The 24,311-nt window shown below is 58.3% G+C and carries 26 protein-coding genes; 11 read left to right on the top strand and 15 right to left on the bottom strand.

What is annotated here, in order from left to right; all coding sequences use genetic code 11:
* Nucleotides 1–21: 21 nt before the first annotated feature.
* From P0D96_RS37225 to P0D96_RS37205, 5 genes are all read right to left on the bottom strand, one after another.
* On the bottom strand, nucleotides 22–378 hold the full coding sequence (locus P0D96_RS37225) for an alpha/beta fold hydrolase (protein ID WP_408318647.1): 357 nt from the start codon (nucleotides 376–378) through the stop codon (nucleotides 22–24).
* Nucleotides 379–534: 156 nt separating this feature from the next.
* Entirely contained in the window at nucleotides 535–1,410 is an 876-nt protein-coding gene (locus P0D96_RS37220; RefSeq protein ID WP_408318645.1) for an alpha/beta fold hydrolase, read from the bottom strand.
* On the bottom strand, nucleotides 1,407–2,795 hold the full coding sequence (locus P0D96_RS37215; protein ID WP_408318643.1) for an MFS transporter: 1,389 nt from the start codon (nucleotides 2,793–2,795) through the stop codon (nucleotides 1,407–1,409). The genes P0D96_RS37220 and P0D96_RS37215 overlap by 4 nt, the downstream gene beginning before the upstream one ends.
* Before the next feature lie 27 nt (nucleotides 2,796–2,822).
* Nucleotides 2,823–3,698, bottom strand: coding sequence for an alpha/beta fold hydrolase (locus tag P0D96_RS37210; protein ID WP_408318642.1), 876 nt, complete (start codon nucleotides 3,696–3,698; stop codon nucleotides 2,823–2,825).
* Between the two features lie 23 nt (nucleotides 3,699–3,721).
* Nucleotides 3,722–4,543 carry a sugar phosphate isomerase/epimerase family protein gene (locus P0D96_RS37205; RefSeq protein WP_408318640.1) on the bottom strand — a complete coding sequence of 274 codons (822 nt, stop codon included), beginning with the start codon at nucleotides 4,541–4,543 and terminating at the stop codon, nucleotides 3,722–3,724.
* A 196-nt stretch (nucleotides 4,544–4,739) separates the two neighbouring features.
* On the opposite strand from P0D96_RS37205, the gene P0D96_RS37200 reads away from it, so the two are divergent.
* Nucleotides 4,740–5,519, top strand: a complete 780-nt coding sequence (locus tag P0D96_RS37200; RefSeq protein WP_408318638.1) for an IclR family transcriptional regulator — start codon at nucleotides 4,740–4,742, stop codon at nucleotides 5,517–5,519.
* A 5-nt stretch (nucleotides 5,520–5,524) separates the two neighbouring features.
* Here the strand turns inward: P0D96_RS37200 and P0D96_RS37195 are convergent, their stop codons facing one another.
* From P0D96_RS37195 to P0D96_RS37180, 4 genes are read right to left on the bottom strand one after another with little or no spacing between them, the layout of a single operon-like run.
* Complete coding sequence (locus P0D96_RS37195) at nucleotides 5,525–6,322, bottom strand: sugar phosphate isomerase/epimerase family protein (RefSeq protein ID WP_408318636.1); 798 nt, start codon at nucleotides 6,320–6,322, stop codon at nucleotides 5,525–5,527.
* An 11-nt stretch (nucleotides 6,323–6,333) separates the two neighbouring features.
* Nucleotides 6,334–7,206, bottom strand: a complete 873-nt coding sequence (locus P0D96_RS37190; RefSeq protein ID WP_408318710.1) for an intradiol ring-cleavage dioxygenase — start codon at nucleotides 7,204–7,206, stop codon at nucleotides 6,334–6,336.
* Nucleotides 7,207–7,214: 8 nt separating this feature from the next.
* Nucleotides 7,215–8,294: a maleylacetate reductase gene (locus P0D96_RS37185; protein ID WP_408318635.1), complete on the bottom strand. Its 1,080-nt coding sequence runs from the start codon at nucleotides 8,292–8,294 to the stop codon at nucleotides 7,215–7,217.
* Nucleotides 8,291–8,893, bottom strand: coding sequence for a nuclear transport factor 2 family protein (locus P0D96_RS37180; RefSeq protein ID WP_408318633.1), 603 nt, complete (start codon nucleotides 8,891–8,893; stop codon nucleotides 8,291–8,293). Before P0D96_RS37180 ends, P0D96_RS37185 begins: the two co-directional genes overlap by 4 nt.
* 225 nt (nucleotides 8,894–9,118) lie before the next feature.
* Between P0D96_RS37180 and P0D96_RS37175 the strand changes: the two genes are divergently transcribed.
* From P0D96_RS37175 to P0D96_RS37155, 5 genes are all read left to right on the top strand, one after another.
* Nucleotides 9,119–10,192, top strand: coding sequence for a Gfo/Idh/MocA family protein (locus P0D96_RS37175; protein WP_408318632.1), 1,074 nt, complete (start codon nucleotides 9,119–9,121; stop codon nucleotides 10,190–10,192).
* A gap of 40 nt (nucleotides 10,193–10,232) precedes the next feature.
* Nucleotides 10,233–11,585, top strand: a complete 1,353-nt coding sequence (locus tag P0D96_RS37170) for an MFS transporter (RefSeq protein ID WP_408318630.1) — start codon at nucleotides 10,233–10,235, stop codon at nucleotides 11,583–11,585.
* Nucleotides 11,586–11,630: 45 nt separating this feature from the next.
* Nucleotides 11,631–12,485 carry a shikimate dehydrogenase family protein gene (locus P0D96_RS37165; protein WP_408318628.1) on the top strand — a complete coding sequence of 285 codons (855 nt, stop codon included), beginning with the start codon at nucleotides 11,631–11,633 and terminating at the stop codon, nucleotides 12,483–12,485.
* Between the two features lie 238 nt (nucleotides 12,486–12,723).
* Complete coding sequence (locus P0D96_RS37160) at nucleotides 12,724–12,999, top strand: DUF308 domain-containing protein (protein ID WP_408318626.1); 276 nt, start codon at nucleotides 12,724–12,726, stop codon at nucleotides 12,997–12,999.
* A 109-nt stretch (nucleotides 13,000–13,108) separates the two neighbouring features.
* A complete protein-coding gene (locus P0D96_RS37155; RefSeq protein WP_408318624.1) occupies nucleotides 13,109–13,450 on the top strand; it encodes a cupin domain-containing protein in 342 nt (113 codons plus the stop codon).
* An 80-nt stretch (nucleotides 13,451–13,530) separates the two neighbouring features.
* Here the strand turns inward: P0D96_RS37155 and P0D96_RS37150 are convergent, their stop codons facing one another.
* The 3 genes from P0D96_RS37150 to P0D96_RS37140 all read right to left on the bottom strand — a co-directional run bounded on the left by P0D96_RS37150 (nucleotide 13,531) and on the right by P0D96_RS37140 (nucleotide 16,748).
* Nucleotides 13,531–15,003 carry an HD domain-containing phosphohydrolase gene (locus P0D96_RS37150; RefSeq protein WP_408318622.1) on the bottom strand — a complete coding sequence of 491 codons (1,473 nt, stop codon included), beginning with the start codon at nucleotides 15,001–15,003 and terminating at the stop codon, nucleotides 13,531–13,533.
* A 478-nt stretch (nucleotides 15,004–15,481) separates the two neighbouring features.
* Nucleotides 15,482–16,066 carry a chorismate mutase gene (locus P0D96_RS37145; RefSeq protein ID WP_408318620.1) on the bottom strand — a complete coding sequence of 195 codons (585 nt, stop codon included), beginning with the start codon at nucleotides 16,064–16,066 and terminating at the stop codon, nucleotides 15,482–15,484.
* Nucleotides 16,067–16,172: 106 nt separating this feature from the next.
* Complete coding sequence (locus P0D96_RS37140) at nucleotides 16,173–16,748, bottom strand: DUF308 domain-containing protein (protein ID WP_408318618.1); 576 nt, start codon at nucleotides 16,746–16,748, stop codon at nucleotides 16,173–16,175.
* Nucleotides 16,749–17,285: 537 nt separating this feature from the next.
* Here P0D96_RS37140 and P0D96_RS37135 point away from each other — a divergent pair.
* The 4 genes from P0D96_RS37135 (at nucleotide 17,286) to P0D96_RS37120 (ending at nucleotide 20,534) form a co-directional block, all read left to right on the top strand.
* Entirely contained in the window at nucleotides 17,286–17,879 is a 594-nt protein-coding gene (locus tag P0D96_RS37135; RefSeq protein ID WP_408318616.1) for a cytochrome b/b6 domain-containing protein, read from the top strand.
* 2 nt (nucleotides 17,880–17,881) lie between these two features.
* On the top strand, nucleotides 17,882–18,655 hold the full coding sequence (locus P0D96_RS37130) for a molybdopterin-dependent oxidoreductase (protein WP_408318614.1): 774 nt from the start codon (nucleotides 17,882–17,884) through the stop codon (nucleotides 18,653–18,655).
* 50 nt (nucleotides 18,656–18,705) lie between these two features.
* Nucleotides 18,706–19,320, top strand: a complete 615-nt coding sequence (locus tag P0D96_RS37125; RefSeq protein ID WP_408318612.1) for a hypothetical protein — start codon at nucleotides 18,706–18,708, stop codon at nucleotides 19,318–19,320.
* A gap of 425 nt (nucleotides 19,321–19,745) precedes the next feature.
* A complete protein-coding gene (locus tag P0D96_RS37120) occupies nucleotides 19,746–20,534 on the top strand; it encodes an SDR family NAD(P)-dependent oxidoreductase (protein WP_408318610.1) in 789 nt (262 codons plus the stop codon).
* A gap of 69 nt (nucleotides 20,535–20,603) precedes the next feature.
* Here P0D96_RS37120 and P0D96_RS37115 read toward each other — a convergent pair whose 3' ends face one another.
* The 3 genes from P0D96_RS37115 to P0D96_RS37105 form a co-directional block, all read right to left on the bottom strand.
* Nucleotides 20,604–21,104, bottom strand: a complete 501-nt coding sequence (locus P0D96_RS37115; RefSeq protein WP_408318608.1) for a DEAD/DEAH box helicase family protein — start codon at nucleotides 21,102–21,104, stop codon at nucleotides 20,604–20,606.
* A 381-nt stretch (nucleotides 21,105–21,485) separates the two neighbouring features.
* Nucleotides 21,486–21,749, bottom strand: coding sequence for a hypothetical protein (locus P0D96_RS37110; RefSeq protein WP_408318606.1), 264 nt, complete (start codon nucleotides 21,747–21,749; stop codon nucleotides 21,486–21,488).
* A complete protein-coding gene (locus P0D96_RS37105; RefSeq protein ID WP_408318604.1) occupies nucleotides 21,746–22,168 on the bottom strand; it encodes an NUDIX hydrolase in 423 nt (140 codons plus the stop codon). The genes P0D96_RS37110 and P0D96_RS37105 overlap by 4 nt, the downstream gene beginning before the upstream one ends.
* A gap of 979 nt (nucleotides 22,169–23,147) precedes the next feature.
* Between P0D96_RS37105 and P0D96_RS37100 the strand changes: the two genes are divergently transcribed.
* Nucleotides 23,148–24,278 (top strand): aminotransferase class V-fold PLP-dependent enzyme, encoded by a 1,131-nt coding sequence (locus P0D96_RS37100; RefSeq protein ID WP_408318602.1) that lies wholly within the window; start codon nucleotides 23,148–23,150, stop codon nucleotides 24,276–24,278.
* Nucleotides 24,279–24,311 lie beyond the last annotated feature (33 nt).

The following is a 24,311-nucleotide window of genomic DNA, read 5'->3' as shown; positions in this document are numbered from 1 at the left end:
AAAGGAAAGGCGGAGACATAGTCATATTCGCGTCCGTGGAGCAGCCATCCCGGGATGGTTCTCTTTCATGTGAAACGAAAAATGCCAGACACGCGGATCCGATAAGATCGCTTCCCACTTGCTCCAGCCCGGGATCGCTGAATCGAGGATGGCAAGATGTGTTGCCGCCTGACGATAGTTGCAGGCGACCGTCAGCGCGACAATCGCATCGATGTCGTGTCCGCATTCCGCGTAACGTTCGAAACCTGGCGCATGCATCATCTCGTGAATATCGGCGGCCATGGTCGCTTTGTCGTAACCGCCGTGAGGACAGTCGAAATAGCCCGCGCCGCGCAGCCCCGGCGCAATGACGGTATGGTTGGATGCAAGCAGGGGCATTACCTTTGCGCCACGCAAACCAGGTCTGAGAGACCCCGTGTAGAAGCACGACGGGCGGACCATCTCCGTCCAATACGACATGCAGCTTGAGGTTCTTTACCTGAACGACGCTGTGTCGATACTCCGCAGGGTCCATATCTATTCCTTGCAGGTTGACTATACAGTTTCATTCGATATGAATCGACCCACCACCCTGGCGAATTCGACAGGCTGCTCTTCCGGAACGTAATGACCACAGTCGTCAATGACGATCTCCGAGACGTTCGCCGCGACACGGCGAAGCGTTTGAGCGGAGGATGGCCCATAGCCCCATTGCGCGCCGACACTCAACGCAGGCATCGAAAGCGGTGTCTTGCCCCAGATGACGTTGTCTTGCCGGTCGAGCGGCAAGGCCCTGTAGTAACTAAAGGAGCAACGCAACGCGCCCGGGCGGGCGAGTGCCTGAGCGTAGACGTTGACGTCGTCGCTGCTGACCGAATCGGGGTCGAATACGCCAACGGTCTGCCGGCGCATGAAGTGGTTCACAAAGAGAAACTCGCGACCTGCGACGAGCGATTCCGATATGTCGCCGGCCATGTTGAAACCGAAGTGCCAGCTTCCCTCGCGCGATACGTCCATTGCTTCTTCCTGTCCGAATGCGGGAAGACTGCTTTCGACAAAGATGAAGTGGCTGACCGCGTTCGGCCACTGGGCGGCGTATGCATACGCAACGTGCCCGCCGAGATCGTGACCAACGATGGCCACCCTTTCTATACCGAGCGCTTCGATCAATTCATGAAGCCTGTGCGCGATGGTCTTCTTATCGAAGCCGGACTCCGGTTTCGAGGAATCGCCAAACCCGGGGAGGTCGGGCGCGATTACATCGAACTGCTCGCTCAGCAGAGGTATGACCCGCCGCCACGCCCAGGATGTTTGCGGCCAACCATGCAGAAGCAGCACGGTCTGTTTCGCGGTGGCTGATGTGCTGCGACGATAAGCTAGTCTTCCATCATGAAGACGGTGAGAGCGGAACTGAATGTTTTCTTGGGTCATCTCAATTCTCCTGCGAAGGTGGTGGCATCTTCGATGCTCGACGCTGGCATGTCGGCGTTCACGACATCGGCAGCGAAGATGCTCTTGATCAAAATGGCGACCATGCCGATCGCCATTGGTACGCAAAGCGCGCCAAACACTGCATTGAAGCTCCAGCCAGTCGCAAGCAGTACGCCCCCCATTGCCGCACCGCTGATGGCCCCGAACCGGCCTATACCCTGTTCCCAACTCGTACCCGTGGCGCGGACGAACGTGGGATAAAAGCGTGCGGCCAAGGCGACATAGCCCACGTTCAGGCTGTTCATGCAATAGCCCATCGCGCATACGAGCAGACTCGTGGCGATGAACGTGCGCTCGGTGACAGCGATGCACAGCGCACACAGGCCGGCGGCGACATGCGTTGCACAGAGCACCTTGTGAGGCGAATAGCGGTCCATGCACCAGCCGACAGCCAGCGAACCCAGTGCTCCGCCGGTCTGGCCGAGCGTCGCGATCAACGACGCATCGCCTAGGCTCATGCCTGCGTCCTTGACCATCAGCGGCAGCCAGCTATTGATGAGGTAGAGCGTAAAGAGTGTCGCGAATACGCCGACCCATAGACTCACGGTTCCGATGAGATACCCGCGCCCGACGATGATCGCCACCTTGCCTCTCCCGCTGCCCGCCATGTCGTCCGTGGTGCGGATGACCGTGCCGGCAAGCAGGACACCAGGCGCGAGCTTCTGCATGATGCGTTGAACCGCCAGCCTTTTGTCAGGGCGTGTCGCAAGAAATCGAACAGACTCCGGCAGCGCGAGGATCATCACGATCCCGAGTGCGATCGGCAGCACGCCGCCGGCGAAGAGAACCGCGCGCCAACCAGATAGTTCGATGAGGACGTTGCTCGCAACGCCGCCCATCGCGCCGCCGATCGCAAAGCCTGCGTACACGAGCGTGATCATAAGATTGCGATGCCTTGCGGGCGCATACTCCGATACCAACGTCGCAGTGTTGGGCATGGAGGCACCCAGACCGAGTCCCGTCAGAAATCGCAGCAGCGCGAGGGTCCATATGTCGTTCGCAAAGGACGACGCAAGACTGAAGAAGCCGAACAGAAAAACCGACGAGACGATGACCGCCTTCCTGCCGACCCGATCGCCTATCGGACCTGCTGCGAGAGCACCGACGGCGAGACCGAACAGCCCGCTCATGAAAACCGGCGATAGCGCAACGCGCGCGATTTTCCAGTCGGCCACGAGGGCCGGCGCAACGAACCCCATGGCAGTGGTGTCCATCCCGTCGAGGATCAACACCAGCAAACCCAATAGAACAACGCGAATCTGGAAGGCACACAACGGCCGGTCATCCAGGAATGTCTTGATGTCGATTTTTGATTCGGCTTCCACGTTACGTCTCCTATGTTCTTTATTTCATCACCTGCAAAACTGAAACATCGCATCGATGAAGCGCTCCGGCTGCTCTTCGGCAACAAAATGACCGGCGTCTGGAATCGATACGCTTGTCACGTTCGATGACACCGTGCCGAGCCGTTCGCCGACGCGGCCTGCCCACCGCTTTTCGCCGCCAATGGCAAGCACCGGGAGTTCGTCGGGAAGTCGTCCTGCACTGCGGTTGTCGATTGCGTCCTGGGGGAACTGGCGATACATCTCCATGGCAGAGCGAAACGCACCCGGCTGTTTGTAGGCCTCGACATACTCGTTGATGTCCGAGAGAGAGATCGAGCCCCGGCGGAATGTTTGCTGATTGATAAACGAGCTGATGTACACGTGCTCTCGCCCGCCGACGATCAAGGCTTCAGGTAGATCGCGTCTTTGATGAAAGGCGAAATGCCAGACATGCGGATCCGCGATCACCTGATCCCAATCGCCGATACCTGGAATGGTCACGTCGATGATCGTGAGCGAACGCGCGGGATAGCGGCTTGCGTAAGCGTAGGCAATCATCCCGCCGATATCGTGGCCGACGATATGTGCGGGCGCTCCATGCAGGCTCTCGACGAGAGCGTGGAGATCGGTAGCCATTTCGCGCTTCGTATATCCGACCGGGGGCTTGTCGGACAAGCCAACGCCCTTGAGGTCCGGCGCGACGACGGTATATCGCTCTCCCAGTTCAGCGATGACGTTATTCCAGCACCACCAGTTTTGCGGAAAGCCGTGGATGAGGAGCATCAGCGGCGCGGAACCCGGCGCCTTGCCACCAATCACGTAATGCAGGTTGACATCGTTTACGATTGCGGACCGATGCTCAAACGACGAGGGAATCTGGACAGCATCTTGAGATAAACGCATGGAAGGAAGGTCCGTTAACTGGATTAATCGAGCACGCTGCGTTTGAGCACGTCGGCAGACGTGCGCATATCTTCCAGCGGCGACGAGGAAATGATCTCGAGAATGGAAGTTGCGGAAACTCCGATTTCTTTCACCGCGCTCAGGATTTCATCGAAGCGGACCGTTCCAAGGCCGATACGGTCATGGCGCCACTGGGTGCGTGTCCCATCGGAAAGATGTAGTTGCCCGATGCGATTGCCCGATCGCCTGATCGCGTCGGGCTGATTTTCTCCGACGAATTCGGCGTTCGAGACGTCGTAGGCAATCTGAAGCCTTTCATGACCCAGCCCGTCGAGAAAGCCAAGCATTGCGTCCGTGGTCGGAATGGGTGTCTGTGGATGAAGCTCAACGAAGATCTTCTGATCGAGCCGTTCGGCAACCCGGACAAGCTGCTCCATGCTGTCTCGAAGGAGCAGCTCCGAATCCTTGCGAGGTGGAGGGAACAGCGAAGAGACCCTGCCGGGAACGACGACCACTGCGCCCGCGCCGAGGTCCGAGGCGAGTTGCATCGTGCGGACGTACAGGTCAATGGAATAGCGTCGGAATTCTCCGACGCGACTGACGAGATTGAGATCGAGCGCCGGAAGATTGAGCGACTCGATGCGAATGCCTTCGCGTCTCAAGTTGCCTGCCATGCCGGATCGATCCGCTGCGGAAAGCTCATCGGGCCAGAGATGACCGGGGACGACCAGCACGTCGAAGTCGTTCAAATCCAGCTTTTGCATCTTCCGCATCGCAGCGAGCGCCGTGTCTTGCCACATGAATGAGAAGGTGCTGCCTCCAAAGCCTTGTGTGATTTTTTCCATATGCTCCTCGCGTGTATTGCGCCGTCCAGTTGAAGTTCGATAAGTAGATACAATTGTGAACGCGTTCGTGGGTGGGAACAAGTGCTATTTTCCAATTCTGTTCTTCAGGGAGTGAGCAAGTCGACAGCTCAGCCCGCTTGACATTTACCGGACGCGATGTACCATGTTCCCATATATGAACAAGGACCAGATGATCATGCGCACGAATGATGTCGAGACAGCGAGTACCGTGAAGTCGGCGGACCGTACCCTGGACCTGCTTGAGCTTCTGGCTCAATGGGGCCGCGAAATGTCGCATACGGAAATAGTGGAGGCGCTCGACATCCCGAAGAGCAGTTTGACGAAGCTGATTCGCAATCTCACGGATCGCGGGTACTTGCGCTTCGTGGCCGAGACCAGAGGCTACCGGCTCGGCGACGCCATTCTTAAGCTCGCTCAGCAGTCGAACCAGGTGCGCAGTCTGATCGCCTGTGCGGAACCGGTTTTGCGCGACATCACGCAGCAGACCGCGGAATCGTGCGCGCTCAACCAGCTGAAGGGCGAACAGGTCGAAGTCGTCGCCACGGTCATCAGTCAGCAGCGCCTGCAATCGCACATGCGGCTCGGCGATCTCGCGCCTCTCTATGCCGTGTCTGGCGGCAAGGCGATTCTTGCTCATCTTCCTGACGTGATGCGTGAGGAGTACATGCGAACGGTCACCTTTGAGCGCTTCACGAAGAACACGATCTCCACCAAGAAAGCCTTGCTCGCTACGTTGGAGGACGTGCGCAAGAAAGGCTACGCGCATTCGTTGGAAGAGTACACGCCGGGCATCGTGGGTGTCGGCGTGCCCATCCTGTCGGCAAACGGTTTCCCGCTCGGCTCGTTGAATCTGGCGATTCCGGCCGTGCGTTATTCGAAAGAGATCGGCGAGCGGGCCATCGCCATTCTCACGACTTCGGCGGCACGGATTCAGCGTCAATACCTGGCGGAGTAACGCGCCTAGACGAGAAAGCGCTGCATCCTTTCCATGATGGTGCGCGCCTGTTGATCGAATGGGCGCCCACGTAATTCGCGGGTTGGGGCCTCGACGGCAAGCGTCAGGTCAGGCGGCAATTTCGCCAACAGTTCGCGCAAGGGGAGTTCGCCGTCGCCGGGTAGCAGGCGCGCAGTGCGCGCTTCCGTTCTCCGCCCGTCCACCGAATCAGGCGAAGTACGCGGGCCGTCGCATATCTGAATGTATTCGACGAGGCTTGCCTCCACATTACCGATATCCTCCACGCTGGCGCCGGAGCGAAACACCTGCAGCGTGTCGATCAGAATACGCGCGTTCGCCTGGCGGCTTGAACGGATCAGCGAAAGCGCGTCATCTAGTGTGCCGACAGGACAATAGGTAATCAGTTCGAGTCCGACGGTAATATCGAAGCGTGCGGCGGCTTCGCACAGTGCGCTGAAGTTGTCGACGAGGCGAGCGCGGTCGTCATCGAAGCCCACGGCCAGCGCATGCTTCGCGCCAAGACGGTGCCCTGCCTCCAGGGCCGGAAGCAAGTCTTCGATACGCGTACTGGCCTGTAACCAGATCGCTTCGATATCGAGCAGACGCACGCCAGTCGCTTCCATTCGAGCCGACAGTTCCCGCATGAGAACGGGATCATGTGCCACATCGATGATGGTATCCGCTGCGGTCGGCGCGACGACGCGCAATCCGTAGTAGTCGAATCCCCCGGCATGCGCGGCGTCGACGAGCTGCAACGGGTGTGCGTCGAGCATGGTCAGGTGATGCAAGGAAAGTTTGTGCACGATTCCTTCCGTTAGTTTCTGGTTTTGTCTGGGAGCACGAACCGGTACGCGATCAACGACGTGCCGGGCTCGACTTCGTGTCCGCCGGGGCTCGCACATCCCTCTATCCTTGAGAGCTTAGTGATCAGGGCATCCTTCACGCCGAAGACGACATCCGAGTCCAGATACGGATCGTCGTCGATGAAGACATGCGTCACGATGGTCTCGAAGCCCGGTGCGCTCAGTTTGAAATGTACATGCGCGGGACGAAACGGGTGCCGCCCTTGAGCGTCCAGCATCTCGCCCACGGGGCCATCGTTCGGGATAGGGTAGGCAGCGGGCACGACGGAACGATACCAGAAGTGTCCCGCCTGGTCAGTACGAAAGCGCGCACGCATGTCGAGCGCCGATTTGCCGGTGTCGCGCTGAACATCGTAGAAGCCGCGATCGTCGGCGTGCCACGTTTCTATCAATGCGCCCGCTATCGGATTGCCTCGGGAATCTTCGATCGTACCTTCGACGAGCAGTGCCAGCCCATCGGACTTGCGCGAGATATGCGCGCCGATCGGGAAATGCTCGGCTTCCTCCACATAGAACGGCCCGAGCACCGTGGTTTGCGTGGTGTCTTCATCGAAGCGATGATTGATCGCATCCACGAGCATGGATACGCCAAGTGTGTCCGACAGCAATATGAATTCCTGCCGCGTATCCGAGCACATCTGCCCGGTCCTCGTAAGAAAGGCGATTGCAGCTGCCCATTCCGCTTCGCTTGGTTCTATCTCTTTCACGAAGGCATGTAGGTGACGCACAAGCGCCTCGCTAATCTGGCGTGTGCGCGGGGTTGCGCAGCCACCCAGGCTGTCGAGTACGGCCTGGGTAATGTTGTCCTCATCGAAGTTTCGCATGGGCATCCTCATTCCATCGGCTCTGGAGGCATACCTTTCCATGCCTTTAGAAGCATTTGACCGAGCGTGTGAACGTCGGGCGTACGGGGGTTCGAGTAGGTGTTTTGCATGATCAGTTCCACTGCGCGGTCGATGCCCGATTCAGGCATACCGAGCGCTTCGAGCGAACGCGGCGCATCGAGTTCGGCGGCAAGATTGTATAACCCGGTCCACGCGTGCGGTGCATTCAGTGCGCGAGCAATGCGCGCCATCGCATGTGGCGCGGCATGCGCGTTGTAGGCGACGACGTGCGGAATCAGGATCGCATGCGTCTGCGCATGCGGGAGGTCGAACGTTCCGCCGAGTACGTGACATATCTTGTGATGCAAGCCCATTCCAACTGCTCCGAGGCATATGCCGCACAGCCAGGCGCCGTACTGGGCGAGGCGCCGTGCCTCGACGGACTGCGGTGACTGGGCGACGAGCGGCAACGATTCCCTCAGGGCCGCGATCCCTTCCTCCGCCGTCAGCGAAGTCACCGGATTGGCGTCCGACGCATAAAGTGCCTCGACCGCATGCGCGATCGCATTGAGACCGCTTGCGATACTCAGCGCGACAGGCAGACTCAGCGTGAATTCGACATCGTAGATGACGACCTCGGGCAGCACCTCTAACGTGCGCTGCGTGTGCTTCTGCCCATCGCGCGTCTCGCCGATAATTGGCGTCACCTCGGAGCCCGCATACGTCGTGGGCAGCACGATCTGCGGCAATCTCGTGCGCAACGCAATGGCTTTCGAGAGCCCTATGGACGAACCGCCGCCGATGGCAACCACGCAATCAGCGCGCACGCTTTGAGCGGCATCGAGCGCCCTTTGGGTTACATCCCAAGGCGTATGCATCGCGGCGCAGGCGAAGACGGCAGCTGATCCGGCATCGAACTGCCGCGCAACGTCGTCGCCGAGCGACGCCTGTTCGGGTGTCGTGACGATTAAAGGACGTGTGCATCCGAGTCTTGCACCTTCCGCCGCGACCTCCTTGCGCTTTCCCGAGCCCATGACGATGCGAGCCGGCAACGCGTTGTAGGTGAAAGCGTCAATCTGACCTCTCATGACAGGGTTCCCGTATCGAGCCACGCGCGGCCGCGCGCGTAGAGCGCATCGACAGCAGGGCCGGTGAGTCCGGGCATGTCGCGTTTGACGTCATAGCCGATCTTGGTCTGAATATACGCGAGATGACGATAACCTTCAGGGAAGCGGCCGAGTATCTCCGCATCGAGATTCAGCTTCACGCCGGTTTCGACGGGATCGATGCGGTCTTTCTCATAGATCGGCTGACGCAGGCGCAGCAGCCATTCGCCATCCAGTTTTTCATAGAAGTCGTAGAAGCGCCCGGTGCACACGACGTCGCTTCGGTGACCGTCCACGTCTCCGCGTTGCGAGATGGTCATCTTGGTCTGCGCGATCGCACGCGTACCAGCGAGATCGATGGACGTGCCACCGAGAAAATGCAGAATGCTGACGCCGCGTGCCCAACCCTCTCGCGTCACGCGAATGAACTCAGGTCCGCTGCCCTGAAACCAGGTGGCCATCATCACGCCCTCCGGATGCCACAGTCTCGCAAACCGTTCCCAGTCTCCTGCATCCCGCCACACGGCCCAGTTTTCAATTGCTTCGCGAATGGCCAAACGGTCAAGCATCACAGCGTTCATGGATGTCCTCGAGTTTATAAATGGGAATACGTTCACATAGTGATTTCTAGTGGGCACGGAGTCAAGCACGTTTTGCCAGTTTTCAGAGGCGAACGCATGTTTGTTCCCATACGTGAACGCGACTGGAAAATCCGTTGACAACCTGCTTGTTTGGATTCTAAAGTCACAAAACACAGATAGGAACATGTTCACATATACGCTCGATGCTGAGGGGGCTTTAGTCAAATGTCGGAAATCAACATCGCGGTAATCGGAGCGGGAGTCATCGGCAAGCGTCATATGCAGGAGGTCGCGAATAGCGATCAATGCAGGCTCGTGGCGATCGCCGATCCATCTCCTGAAGCCGAACACCACGCTGGTACACTGGGCGTGGGGCTTTATAAGGACTATCGCAAGCTGCTCGATACGGAGCGCATCGACGCGGTCATCGTGTGCACGCCAAACAGCACGCATGTGGAAGTCGGAATGGCGTGTATCGACCGTGGGATTCCGGTGCTGATCGAAAAGCCGATTGGCGATGACCTCGCAACCGTGCGCGCACTCGCCGAGGCAGCACGCTCTGCGCGCGTGCCAGTGCTCGTCGGACATCACCGTCGGCACAACCCGATGGTGCGGGCTGCAAGGAAGGTGATAAGTGAGGGACGCATCGGCAAGCTGGTGGTCGCCAACATCATGTGCCTGGCTTACAAACCCGATGATTACTTTGTGGTGCCTTGGCGTCGCCGCACCGGAGGTGGCCCGATTCTCATCAACATGATCCATGAGATCGATCTGATCAGGCACCTTTGTGGAGAGATCGTTTCGGTTCAGGCGGTATCGTCGAGCAGGACCCGGGCGCATGAAGTCGAGGATTCAGCCGCCTGCACACTCGAACTCGAGAACGGAATGGTCGCGAACATCAGCCTCTCTGACACCGCCGCGACGCCATGGAACTGGGATACCGCAGCCGGAGAAGACCGCCAGCTTTTCGATTACCGTCCGGTGCCAACACATTTCTTCGCGGGCACCAACGGCTCGCTTTCATTGCCGGACAGCACGCTCTGGTCATATGACGGTGAGAAAGGCCGTCATCGCCCGATTCAGGACGAGCGCATTCCAATGGAAGAAGAAAACGTCTATGCAAATCAATTGCGGCACTTCATTGATGTTGTGAACGGCGTGGTCGAACCGCTCATTGACGCACACGATGCCGTGCAGACGCTCGCAACAACCCTCGCTGTCGTGGAAGCTGCGCGGACGGGTCAAAAGATCCAGATCAGTGCGGATATCCGGTTCAGAGCCGGCGACGCCATTGCATGAAGCGGTGCATACACGAGTGAAAATAAATAAGGAGACGCAGGTGTCCGCTGCCAGGCAACTCAATGTTCAGGACTTCCTCGATACGCGTCCCTTCAGCGCTTTCCACTGGAAGATTATGATGCTGGGATTGACTGTGCTAATTCTCGACGGATTTGATGTCGTCGCGATGGGCTTCATTGCGCCAGCGATCATCAAAGACTGGAAGGTTGGTCAAACGGCGCTGGGACCAGTCCTGAGCATGGGTCTTTTCGGACTTGCGATAGGCGCCTTGACCGGGGGGCCGCTGGCTGACCAGTTCGGCAGACGGAAGCTCGTGATCGGTGCTGTTTTCTTCTTCGGCCTGATGAGCCTGCTTTCATCGTGGTCGCCGAATCTCGCGGTGCTGTCGGTCATGCGCTTCCTGACCGGCCTAGGACTGGGCGCTTCGCAGCCCAATGCGGCCACGATCGCGTCCGAGTATGCGCCCAGGAAGTATCGCTCGATCATGGTGACCGTGATCTATTGCGGTTTCACGCTCGGTGCCGCCGGTGGCGGGTTCCTTTCGACTTATCTCATCGACCGGCATGGATGGCAGTCGATACTGCTGGTCGGTGGTGTAGTGCCGATTCTCTTTGCTTTCGTCCTGGCGTTCGTGCTGCCAGAATCTGCAAAGTTTCTGGCGGTGAAACAGGATGGGCGCAACGCATTGATGCGCGTGCTCAATCAAGTCGAGCCTTCATCCGCCGACTCCTCGACCATGTTCATCGCCGCTGAGCGCGCACACGCGGGGCAGGGGGCTATCCGCCTCGTAGTGAGCAAACCTCATAGGACTGTCACGCTCGCGCTCTGGGTCGGCCTGTTCATGAACCTGATGACCGTCTATTTCCTCAATAGCTGGTTGCCGATCATGGTGACGGGCGTTCACTTTTCGCTGAGTGAGGCGGCGTTGGTCGCTGCCATGATGCAGGTTGGGGGCACGCTTGGAAACGTCGTCATTGGGTGGGAGATGGACCGCTTCAGGGCTCACAGGGTCATGATCGGCACGTTGCTCGCCGCAGGGGTTTTCACTGTGATTCTGGCAAAGGTGTCATTCACGCTCGCCGGTCTGATGATGACCGTGTTCCTTCTCGGCTACTGCACCAACTCGACCAACACGGGATGGACTGCGATGGCCGCGAACTACTATCCGACGGAGATGCGCGCCACGGGTACGAGCTGGATGACGGGCATCGGACGCTTCGGCGCCATATCGGGGGCATATGTCGGAGCGATCCTTTTGAGTCTGAACTGGAGCTTCGGCCAGCTCTTCATGTCACTCACGATACCGATCGGTACGGCGATCGTCGCGGCGTATATCGGCGGCCGCCGGAACAATACGGTGCTGCCGATGCTACAGAATGCGGCTTCGCATTGACTGGCCTGCGTCGGGTTGAAAGATCCGGCGCCAACATGGAAAAATATGATGACGATTAAAGATGAAAGATATTCTGTCGACTCACCCGTCGATGCGTTGACGCGTCTCTTCTATATCCTTGGTTCGCCCATCGCGCATGTTCGTGCACCGATTGTTTGGAGCGCGCTCTTCAAGCGCTACGGCGTCAACGCCTTGATGCTGCCTGCCGACGTCACCTCTTCAAATTTCAATACGGCGATGAAAGGGCTGAAGGCGACTGAAAACGTCGATGGTGCAATCTTCACCATGCCGCACAAGCTCGCGGCAATGGACCACGCCGACGTGTTGACGCAACGTGCGCGACGCATCGGTTCCGTCAATCTGCTGCGGCGACTTACGGATGGGACCTGGGAAGGCGACAACGTCGATGGCGCCGGTTTTCTCGCGGGCTTGCATGCGGATGGCGTGAGTCTCGAGGGCGCCAACATCTATTTGCACGGCTGCGGCGGTGTGGGCCGATGCATAGGATGGACGCTCGGAATGGAGAAGATCGCAAGCCTCACCGTCCATGACGCCGATGAAGGGCGTGCACGTGAGTTGGCGCGCTCGATTGCTACGATATCCAGCGCCCGTCTCGCAACGGGAATGCCGTCGATGAAGAACATCGATATCGCCATCAACGCATCGCCGGTCGGGCTGAACGCCAGCGACGCCCTGCCATTTCCCGTCGACGCACTGCCGTCCCATGCACTCGTCGCCGATGTGATCATGGAACCGCACACGACCGCGCTGCTTGGAGCTGCGCACGCGCGTGGACTCAAGGTTCATCATGGAAAGAACATGATGAATTACGCCATGCCGATAGCGGCGTCGTTTTTTGGTCTTCCGGCTTCTTTCGACTGGAACGGAAACGTCCTTTAAAGCCACTCGTTGTCGGGTCTTGGCGATTGCTGCTCCTGCCTGGGGCTTCAGCCGGGAAATACCTACATTGCGGGCCAATAGCCGTATGTGACGACTTTCGAATTGGGTCGGTCATTTGACCGATGCCTCAGAGATCAATCGAATGTCATGATGTCGTTCGAGCCACACCGATTCTCGAGGTGACGAAAGTCGGGTTACTCAGGGCAAAGCTCACAGGAATTCCTGGAGGATGAGTGCAATGTCGGTTCATCAATTCGTTGTTTTCATGGTTTTGAGCTGGCTACCTCGAGCATTCGGAGTTTGGGCCGCTCTTTCAGGAGCTCTCCAGCTCTACCATGCCGTCTGTCGCTGGAAGCGCTCCGGCGCACAATGGGGAATGATCTCGAGCGGCGCACGGTCGGCGCTGGCCGGAGTGCTGCTTTTAAGCCAGGCCATGGGCGCCGTCTACTTCCTGATCGAAGGATTGTTGTGGTCGGTGGGCGGATACCGCCGCAAGTGTATCGGGACATCATGAACGATCAACGAACCTGACGGGTGGTTGCCGCCCGGTTTGTCCGCATTCCGCCAAGTCCTGACAACCAAAACCGCCAGCAACACGCTGTCGGCTCGCATCGGAGAATGAGATGGATGACAACGATATTCCGCTTGCCAACGGCAAGGTGCAGTATAAGACGCTATTGCGCGAGGAAGGCTGCGCGATCCTGCAAACGACGGTTCAAGCCGGTGGTGAGACGCAATGGCATCACCACACGAATGTCAGTGATCGGTTTCTCGTGGTCCGTGGCGTCCTGACCGTTGAGTTGAATATAGACGGCCATGTTCAGAGCACCGCGGTGCGTGATTTTTACTCGGTTGAACCGGGAACCGTTCACCACGTGAAGAACGAAACCAACGACGAGGTCGTCTATATCATGATGCAGGCGGGCGGCGTACCGGACATTGTGCTGGCCGGGGGGTCTCGCTAAGGCGGCCCGGGAAGGGCGCGCGCAGCGCGTACTGAATCAGGCGAGTGCTGTCTATGACTCGGACACGCAACACCGTGCATCTAGATCAAGCCCATCGTCAACGCCTTGAGCGTCGCTGCTGCGCGTGTCGAACACTCGAGCTTGCGAAACACGTTCTCGACGTGGGTGCGCACCGTGCTCGGACTCATTGTCAGCTCCTGCCCGGCTTCCTTGCTGCTCGCACCTCGCGAGATCGCGCGCAGGACGTCGATCTCTCTCGCAGACAGACGCGGACCTTGCGGCGCACTCCTTGCCGCGCGTCTGGCGGTGGGCACGCGTTCCGCCACCAGTGCATTCACCACCTCGCGGCATAGCCGGCCGTTTGCAGCCTCGCCTTGCAACAGGTGTGCGGCAACCTCGTCGGCCAGAGCGGAGCGCCAAGGCCGCGTCGAGCGCAACGCAACCCACGCCACCGACGCAGCCAACACGCGAGCCTCCAACATCAGTTCCGGATTGCCAGCGCCGCGGAAATACCCCGAGCCGTCTTGTCGTTCGTACGCATACGACGCAAGTGCGGCGGCTTCGCCCAGCGCGCCGGTCTGCTTGCCGGCGCGCTGGGTCCAGTACGGCACCAGCCGCACCTTTTCCCAGGCGCTCGCCGACAACGGCCCGGGTAGGTTCCACACATTATTGGGCACGGCGGCCCTGCCACTGCCATGAATCAATCCAGCCCGATATACGAGCGAGCGTGCCGCGTCATCCGACGTGAACCGAGCGTAACATTCGGCAGCCGTCATTGCGACCGCACGCGAAAAGCCCGTCATCCACGGCAATTTTAGATCGATGACGTCGGCGATCAATTCCGTCGACGTCGTCCGTTGCATATCGGATGTCGCCAGCGCGACGTCAAAATCAGCCAGCGATTTACGCTCCAGTTCCGTCAGCCAACTTCCTGCGTGGCGTGTTGCTGTCGCTACGAGGTGCGCCGGATACCGTGCACCGGAGCGTTGTTCGATCAGCGCAAGCGCAGCTTCGACGCCGTAGGTGCGGCTGAACACCTCCAGATCACCGGCAAGCGCAACGACCAGCACGGATATCGGCACCTCCTCGCGTGCGAGTTGCGCGGGCAAGCCTTTGCCGTCCCACGTTTCGAAAATGTGGCGCAGCGCCGTTTCGGTCGCATTTGAAAGACCCATTATTCGCGCGACCTCGCCGGATACTTCGCAGTGAGTTTGCGCAAGCGGCATCATTGCGGCGCCGACTCCGCCAGTCACCTCGGCGATGCCGGGCCTGTCCTCAAGCATCGCGCTCCGGATCGCGATGTCGTCGCCTAACGTTTTTGCGAACCCTGCCGCGTTTGCCGTGCAACCCGACCAGCGTAGCAGCGACACCTCGCGGACCGTGTCGCAAGCCGAGGCCTCGAGTCCGGCCGCGTGCGCGAGCCGCACTGCCAGCCACCCGGTGCGCAACGAGTGGTCGGTCGGTTGTCCCATGCTCAGATCGCCGATGAAAGCGAGTGCTCTCACGGCATCGAATATACGCAGCGCGGCATGGCTGGCCTCAAGGTCGAACATCGGATTGAGTATGGAACGTCACGAGGATGGGTTAACAATCATACGCGACGATACGGGATGCTGCGCGACAGTGCTTTCCGATGATATCGGCATTCGGGTCGAACGACCGATGCCAAGGGGCATTGGCAGTCACGATAGGAAAACAGGATGTTGGGCGATCTTTGTTGCAACGAAACCAATGCGATCGACATCTGACCCGCATTCAACCGGGCGGCTATACTCGTCGCTGCTGCTTCAGTCCGGCAAGCGTCTCGGACGCGGGGCCTCAGAAGCATGGATGGCGAGTGAGAAGGCGACCAGAAAGACCATGCGATTCAACGCGCAGTACTACGCCTTTCTGGCCGAACCTCTCGATTATGAACGGCTTGACCTGGTCCGACGATAAGTCTCGCTGATCCCTTCCACGTTTGCAGTGTACGGGCGAATCAAAAAGCGACGTTTGTGCCGGGGAGTCTCTGCAAATGCACTGAATAGCACTTCAACCTTGTACACAAACTCTCGCAAGCGCACGCTCGAGGGCGAATCCGTAGAGCGGCTCCAAAGCCCGACTTTTAACGTATAACTGCGTTTCTCGGGCGAGTCTCTCGCCGCACCCCTGTTCTGTGCGCAAATCTCTTGTCGAAACCAGAACCTGTAGGAACTCCTTCTGCAATCGATCAAGCGTCGGACGGATGTCGCGTGCCAGATCGGCCCTTGGTTCATTGGGCGCTCCTCCGATTCGCCGCCATTGCGCATAAAGGCCGTATTGAACGAGCTTATTCGCTTCTATCTGATCGGAAAAAAAGTGAGTTGCCTCCTGGTCGGATATGCCTGCGGCGCGAGCTTCCGTCCTGGCAGTTGCCAGAACCTCTTCCTCTCGCGGGAGATCTTCGATTGCGGAGCCTGAATCCCATTTCACCAAGGCGACCTGCTTTGCAATGCTGAGTCTCGTTACTGTCAATTCAATCAATGGCAGGAACGTTTTCGCAGCGGGAGCTGACGCTGTTGAATAAGGCGCTGCGAAGAAGAGTGAAGCGGAGAGAGGAATGAATAGTGATCGAATGCTAAGAGATTTAATTGCCATTAACTGAACTCCTATTGAACGGCTCGCCATAGATATCCGCTTTTCAGTCACCGATAATCTCGTGTTTTCGTGTTGAGACAACTGCGACTACGTTTCTGGCAGGCCCTCAAATAGAGTTACGTCGTGCATGCTTCACATGTAACCATACGGCGGATATCAGGAAGTAAACTGCTCCAACGGCTGCGTAGCCCGCTATTCTGAAAATAGCGGGAGGCATTGTTCCCCCGCTTTGGCTAATGAAGAATGCTCCCGCGAGCGCGGATTGCGCTCCGCTTAGAATCATTGCCAATTGCGCCCCAAGATCCTTCCAACGGCGGACCGCGGTAGCGAGTTGAAGTAGCCCCGAGAGGATCGCCCAAACACCAAAGATTTCGAGTACCGGAGGCGTCCCTACGCTCAACGTCTGGAGCACTGCGAGCGTTGTAACGGCACTGACAGCGATGTTAATGGCCTGTGTCCGGTTCTTGCCCGTTCCACCGCTGCGCGACATGTCGATGAAATTGGCAAAAGCATCCCAGGCGGGATAAATGACAAGCAGAACTGCGACGCCAGCTGTAGCGTGCTTACCGATTAAAAATGCTAACGCCACCCAAACGGCGGAAAATGCTGCCCGGACGGAATAATATGATTTGAGCCATTGCGCTTCACGGGCGCTACTCGATTCAATTTTACGTTTAATCATTCAAACTCCTCAGAGACTAAGATCCGAAGTCGGAAAGCGCACTACGCAGTTGGAACGCGCGGTATTTCCTGGATGGATACCTGACATGTTGCCGCCGGCGGCGATGCTTTTAAACATCTTCGCGTTAGGTGCTCAATCGCGCCCACAGAAGTGGTCTGCGTGTTTGCTGCCAATGGATACATCGTTTGCGATATGCAACGTAAGTGAAGCCATAGAATGACATCGACGCGTGCCGAACGGCATCGGTCGAATGACCGAGGCCATTTCTCCCGTGCTTCGACACGCCATCACTCCAATCAGGAGGACTCGTCCTGGTCGGTCATTTGACCGATAGCGTTGAACGGCTCCGGATGCGATTCTTGTCGCGGGCTAAAGCACGAGTGTCCAAACGATAACCGCGCAACGTGACAGTCTTTCGCGAGCTAGGATTCGAACTGAGTCTGCGAGGAGAGGCACGATGCACAGTTGGCTTTCTCTCGCCGGTGACAGCCGCAGAACACGCTTCAGACTTTTAATACCGTTGACAGTGAGGCCGTCTTGACACACGCAACGATACATCCCGTATGGGTTCGCATCATCCACTGGATCAATGCAGCCGCTGTCATAATCATGTGCCTGAGTGGCTGGCAAGTGTATGACGCATCGCCCATCTTCAAGGCCATCTGGTTTCCAGCCTCCATCACACTGGGTGGCTGGCTAGGCGGTGCGCTGCTTTGGCATTTCGCGGTCATGTGGATACTGGTCGCGAACTTTGTAGCATACCTGGTTCTGGGCATTTTGACGGGACGCCTGCGCAAAAAACTCTTTCCCATCGGCATTCGCTCGATTGCCGCCGACCTGGTTGCCGCGCTACGCGGCAACCTCAGTCAGGACGATCTTAGCCAATACAATGCAGTACAGAAGTTTGCGTATCTCGTCGTGATCGCTGACGTCGTGCTCGTGGTGTTATCAGGCCTGGCTATCTGGAAGCCGGTTCAATTGCCGATCCTGCGAACATTGATGGGCGGTTTCGACAACGCACACATCGTCCACTTCGTCGCGATGGGCGTGCTCGTCGTCTTCTTCTCGATACATGTCGTGATGGTTGCGCTCGCGCCGCGATCTTTGCTCACCATGATCCGGGGCCGCTAACCGTGACTTCACGAAAATCCGTACGACCGCTCGACACCGCATCGATCATCAAGGATGCAGAAAAGGAACTGCGATCAGCCGCACGCCGCCTGTTTGGCAAGCGAATCCTGACCATGGGCGGACTCGCGCTACTGTCGGGCTGCGATTTGACTAACGAAGAATCGGTCGACACCATGCTGCGCAGAATGTCTTCATTCAACGATAGCGCGCAAGCCCTGCTGTTCGATCCGCGCAGACTCGCGCCGACCTATCCTGAATCGATGATCACGCGACCATTTCCGTTCAATGCCTTTTATGACATTGACCAGGTACCCGACGTCGACCCACGCGTTTACCACCTTGAACTCAGTGGTCTCGTCAAAGGCAAGCGAATCTGGACGCTCGACGAACTGCATGCGTTGCCGCATCAGAGCCAGGTTACGCGGCACATTTGCATTGAAGGTTGGAGCGCAATCGGCAAGTGGGGTGGGGTGCGATTTTCCGACTTTCTCTTGCGGGCCGGCGCCGATACAACTGCAAAATACGTCGCACTACACTGCGCCGACAACTACTGGACCAGCATCGACATGCCGACGGCGTTGCATCCGCAGACGCTGCTCACGCTGACCTATGACGGTAGCCTGCTGCCCGCGAAGTATGGCTTCCCCATGAAGCTTCGCATACCCACGAAGCTCGGCTACAAGAACCCGAAGCACATTGTAGGCATCACCGTAACCAACGAATTCCCCGGTGGCTATTGGGAAAACCAGGGCTACAACTGGTTCGGTGGATCCTGAGCCACAAGTCGCAAAGATCTCCTCAACTCAACAAACCCTACGGAGCAATCATGTCAATCCGTTTCAAGCTCGCTGTTTCCTTTGTCGCAATGACGCTCGCCGGTGCAGCGTTCGCTCAGTCCCCAGCCGGCAAGCCCGAACGACTCCGTGGCGAGATTGTGTCGTTCGCTGGCAGCACCCTCAAGGTGCATCGGCGCAGTGGGGACACCGTGACGATCGAAATGCCAGAGTCGTCCGGTGTCAACGCCGTAAAGGCGATCAAGCTTTCCGATATCAAACCGGGCTCTTATGTCGGCGCGGCTGCCATGCCCGGCCCTGATGGCAAGCTGACCGCCAGGGAAGTTCTGGTCTTTCCGGAAGCCGCTCGCGGTACGGGCGAAGGCCACTACGCGTGGGATCTCGGCGCGAACAGTACGATGACGAATGCCAACGTGGATACGGTGGTGCAAGGCACGAGCGGTCGCGATCTCAAGGTTTCATACAAGGGCGGCAGCAATACCATCACCGTGCCGGACAACGTTCCGGTCGTGACGCTTCTTCCGGCGACCCGCGCTGAGTTGACGACGGGCAAGAAGGTGTTTGTCGTGGCAATGCCGATGACGGGCGGCACTTATGGCGGTCAGTTCGTCGTTGTCGAAAAGGACGGCGTCGCGCCGCCGATGTAAGCCTGCAAGGAGTACGGCGTGCTTCCGCCCGGCATCGTGCTGCACCAACGCCTTACTCCTTTCGTTCGCCTCTCCTATCGTCTCGACAAAATCAAGGCAGGTCCGGATCGCGTGCAAACGAAGGCGAATCGGCTACGGCGTCGAACTGGACGAGTAGGGTACCGACGATGAGCAAGCCGAAGAGCATTGTTGCACCAGATCCGGCATCCAGCCCGCCACTCGTTCTCGCCGTTGCCTTGAACGCCGGCGAGTGTGTCCGTCGGTTTCGCTTCGTCATCTTCTGGTTCGTTGTTGCGGGCCCTTACGGCCGACTCACGCCCCGGTTTTTCCACTTACCGACCAGTCTGAATCCCCCGTGCCATCTCTCTCGAGTGGCTGCGGGTCGACCCCAACGTCTCAACGACGGCGCTATCCCGGACAAAACTATGAACATGGCACCCGCATCGATCGGTCGATTGTCCGAAACGCCCCACGCAGAAGATTCAGTCCGCTATATGTTACTTACCGGCGCGAGTCGTGGGATCGGACACGCAACTGTAAAACTGTTCCAGGAACACAACTGGAAGGTTTTCACCGTTTCGCGACAGGCCTTCTCCGACGACTGCAAGTGGCGAGCTGCGCGGGAGTCGCATATTCAGGCGGACCTTGCGGACTTGAATTCCGTCGAGAAGATTGCCGACGAAGTACGCCGGCGGCTTCCTGACGGCAAACTGCACGCGCTCGTGAACAATGCCGGGATCTCACCTAAAGGCGAAGATCGAATGCGACTTGGCGTACTCAAGAGCGACATCCGCACGTGGTCGACCGTCCTCAACGTCAATCTGGTCTCCAATGCCTTGCTCGCCCAGGCTCTCTTTCAGGAACTTGCACGCGCCAAGGGCGCGATTGTCAATGTCACCTCGATTGCCGGCTTCAAAGTCCATCCCTTCGCAGGTACTGCTTACGCGGTGTCCAAGGCGGCACTTTTCGCCCTGACGCGAGAGATGGCTCATGAGTTTGGATCAGAGGGCATACGTGTCAATGCGATTGCTCCTGGAGAGATTGATACCTCGATCTTGTCGCCAGGCACCGAAGAGATTGTCAACAAGGAGATTCCGCTTCACCGGTTGGGTAACCCTCGCGAGGTGGCGGAGACAATCCATTTCCTTTGCGGGCCGGCGGCGTCCTATATCAACGGCGCCGAGATCCACATCAACGGGGGGCAACATGTCTGACCCGCCGGGCAACCGTATCGATAGCCCTTCGGTGATCGAATCACGGGTGGCCGCGCGGGCTCGCGGTATTCACGTGATCCGGGCTTCGCGCAGGTTCTGTCGCGGTAAGGCAAGCGGATCAAGCAAAGATGATACGGGACTAGCGGAACGACAGAAGTGTCCAAGTCCATCGGCGACCATCCGCCCCAGGTCGAAGGAGGTGAGCTCGAGAGTCTTGCCAGTGACAGATGGCACCTCAACGGAGCTCAGGCCGTACCTTGCCGCAAGCTCGTGCGGCGGCTCGGCGCGCTGGCTCACCCGCGAGGTCAAGCCGGACGGTGTCGAGGCATTCGCGAGCGAGTGGACAGTCCGCGCAACGACGTTATCCGGAAAGCCCCGCCGCGCGTGCTCAGCGATCTCCCTGTTGAACGCGAGGGAGGTACCACGCCGTGGAGCAAGCCGATGCGCGACCAGACGCAGTGTCGATGTTTTTCCCGCACCCGCGTTAGCCTTGATCTTGAGATTGTCGCCGCTGCCGGACGCTTCTACGATGGCTTGCTGCTCTGGCGTGGGTCTGAACGGGGCTGGCATGGACTCGATGTGGGCCGAAAGACCATCAGTTTGCCCCGGCCACCAGTGAAATTGTATGCCGGAAAGAAAAAAGCCCGCGCGAGGCCGGCTTGATGTCGGAATAACTCATTGAGAACCGAATTCGGCGGCCCCACGGAGCCTCAAGAATCTGGAAAAACACGCATTGCGGCGTTTGATATTTGGAACCATAAACGTGCACCTCACGTGCCTTGGAGTCCCCTCTGACGCTCGTCGGCATCGGACAGGGTTCGGCCACGAGGAGACAGTCGTCCGGCGCTACCGAATGGTCGGTCATGGCGCCATGGCGGCCATCTAGAGCCTCGGAGAATTGGATGGACGACTGCCAGGTTTCCTGCGCGGCATGGGCATCAGGGCACGGGGTTACGAATTGAACAAGTCATCGACAATACGTCGTCCCGCACTATAGCCGCCCATCAGCGCATCAGCCTCACTGAGGAATGGCTTGCCTTGGGATTCGCCAAAACGCAGCGGGGAGAAGACGGCGACAGATGCACCGGCCTTGCTAATCCTCACGACCGCCACAAATCCGACGCTGGTTGTCCCCTTGGGTCCGGCCTTCCAACTGAAGTCAGTCTCAACGGCCACTTCAATATCGAATCCGTGATAGTGATAAGTGCGGCTCATGGGGTCACCCGGTCCACCTGCTGCGACGTCCGCAGTACGTCATCCAAATCCGGAATGCCGATGTGTCGGAAGAAAAGCTCCACGATGCCACGAGTAGGCACACTGGAAGAAAGCGTCGCGATTTTGACCGGGGCGAACCACCTGCACCTCGCAATTTCGTTGCTGGGCTGTGCGGTCAGGTGAGGCCCCACCTCAGCGAAGAAGACATGGTGCTGCGTGTTGAAGCCGTTAAACTGAAAAAGATACATTAGCTCATCTGCGACGAGCGTGGTCTCTTCTTCCAGCTCCCGCAACGCGGCTTCATGGGACGCTTCGTCCCGACGGATTCTTCCGCCCGGTAGCGCCCATCTCGACCTTTCCCTGGCAACCAGCAGAATACGGTTGTCTCGGACACACAAAACGGTTGCCCTCTCTTTCATTGGTGTCTGTCTGTTTGATCGCAAGACTCTAAAGACCTCGATGATAATTTAGGTTGTTGAAGGCGTCATTTTGGACGCGTACGCTACCTTCAGACCGTGCGAATGCGGAACTCGCAGGATGCGGCAATCAGGAAACGTCGGCGCGGAACGGGGAGTATAGCGATGAACATGTCTCACAGATTAGGAAGCTCTGGTACGGCCGGACCGGTTTGGGGGCTTATCTTTGGCCTGTTCATGACAGCAATCGGAATGAGCCTGTGGTTTTATGCGACGTTGTCGGTTCCTCCCGGATGGCAAGATGAATCGTTGGCCGTAGCGGCCACGCTCGTTGGCCTGTTTTTAGCCGTCTACGCCGGGCGTGAACTCTGCCGCAAACGTCGGTAGATCGCCGGTCAGCACTATGGATGTTTCGATTAAGTCGCTCTACGCGGTATGCTGGAGCGCGCGGACTTTGCCGCTGGCAGGTGTGCGCTGAAGTTGAGACGTTGGGGGACTTCGCTGAAAGTCCCTCACGGGTCGAACTGTGCCGGACAAAGTGACTTTGCCGAGCCGTCCGAGCGGCGATAGTTCAGGGGATGGAATGACAGGCGCAAGACCTGTCAGATATGGGTTGCTCCCCTTTGCTGTAGCAAATCTTTAGCGCGCGAAACTTCCCCACTTACAGCAGCAATCGGCAATTCCGCCGGGCTGGCTCGCGTACTCATCCGACGAAAATCGGCCATGAGCGGCCGCTGGCGATGTGCGTCACTGTGACGTTCGAGCGGCTGCTTCGCCCCCGATCGAGACAGTGAACCAGGCGCGCGACAGCGGGCTGCGCGTCGCTGGTGGCAGCGCGGCACAATATCCTGCTTACGGTGGCAAAAACCTAACATTCATGCGGTTTCCTCTGCCTGAACAACTACACGGGCCGCCTTTTACCGGATAAATTAACTTCGGCTTTACAGATGCGACCCGCCGAAACTAGAACAGGACGAGAAACATGCTTGAATGTACTTCCTGCGCAACAAACGCCGTCGTGGACTGGGCACGCGTGCGCGAATCGTATCCCGTGCAGCACCCGCTGCTCAATCTGAACAACGCAGCTGTGAGTCCGCCGCCGCTCGTCGTCGAGCAGGCGGTGATCGACGCCTACCGGTTCGTCAGCAAAAATCCCGACGTCAACATGTGGACCGGACTAGACACAAAACTTCCGGACATCAAGCGGCAGTTAGCCACGATCGTAGATTGCTCCGCCGGGGAGATCGCACTTAATCGGAATGCAAGTGAAGGACTTAGCGTTGCGATTTTCGGCATCCCGTTGTCTGCCGGAGAGCGGGTGCTAGTGTCTCCATGGGACTATCCGAGCGCACTTGGCGGCTGGCAACAGCGTCAGGCGCGCGAAAATATTGTCGTCGACACGGTCGCGTTCGATCTGCTCGCAAGCGATGACGAAATCGTCGCCGCCTATTCGTGCGCAATGCGTCCCGACACGCGCGTGCTCCATCTGACGCACATGCTTCACTGGACGGGGAGAGTGCTGCCGGTCGCCCGCCTGTGCGCGCTCGCGCGGGAGCGCGGCATCATCACCATCGTCGACGCAGCGCAATCCTTCGCGCAGATGCCCGTCAGCTTTCGCAGGCTCGGTTGCGATTTCTTCGTCACGAGCCTGCATAAATGGCTCGGCGCGCCCGTCGGCAACGGCATGCTGATTATTAATCGACAACGCATAGGCGAAACCTGGCCGTTGCTCGCTCCGTTCGATGCCACGCCCGACACAGTGGACAAATTCGATCACTGGAATCTCGGCACCTATAACTCGGCGTTGCAAGCCGGCATAGAACCGGCGATTCGCTTTCATCAGGCGATCGGCGTCGCGAACATTCATGCAAGGTTGAGTGCGCTGACCCGCTACTGGACCGCACGCGCCGCGGACATTGACGGCTTGCGGATTCACACGCCGCTCGACACCGAGACGCTGGGTGCGGTGAGCCTCTTTTCTATCGACGGAATCGATGCCGCGCGCCTCGAGCGCACATTACGGCAATCGTTCTCGATTCATGTTAAATATGCGTATTTCGGCGAAGCCGAACAGGGTTTTCGGTTGAAGGCGAGCAAGGTTTTTGCTGAATGACGAACACGGATTTCGGTTGAAGCCGAACGAGAA

The sequence above is a fragment of the Paraburkholderia sp. RL17-347-BIC-D genome (assembly GCF_046027915.1).
In the GTDB taxonomy this organism is placed as follows: domain Bacteria; phylum Pseudomonadota; class Gammaproteobacteria; order Burkholderiales; family Burkholderiaceae; genus Paraburkholderia.
Note: the sequence above shows the minus strand (reverse complement) of the source record. Positions and strands in the feature narration are given on the sequence as shown.